Origin of the sequence: Bacillus sp. SIMBA_154 (assembly GCF_046536015.1) — a bacterium.
GTDB classification, from domain to species: domain Bacteria; phylum Bacillota; class Bacilli; order Bacillales; family Bacillaceae; genus Bacillus; species Bacillus pumilus_P.
On sequence record NZ_JAWJBV010000292.1, the window covers coordinates 1 to 269 of the forward strand.

Below are 269 nucleotides of genomic sequence, written 5' to 3' on the forward strand. Positions count from 1 at the left end.
CGACCGGCCTTGGCGGCGGGGCCGGCAATATGATCTTTTTGCTCGGCCATGCAAGAGTGTATGAAGACCGTGTCGCGGTTAAACAGCATCTGCTTCCTAAACCGGGAAACGAGACGGCTCTTTACAAAAGCTTTTTAAGTGAGGTTGACATTACGTCCCTTGTTACGTATAACGGAAAAGCCTTTGACTGGCCTCAGGTAAAAACTAGGCATACATTGCTGCGGGCCAGGCTTCCGAAACTTCCTGACTTCGGTCACTTTGATCTTCTG

The 269-nt window shown here is 50.2% G+C and carries 1 protein-coding gene; it reads left to right on the forward strand.

The window, feature by feature from the left end; translation table 11 throughout:
• On the forward strand, positions 1-269 hold a 269-nt coding region (locus tag R0K30_RS22095), incomplete at both ends, for a ribonuclease H-like domain-containing protein (protein ID WP_410612997.1).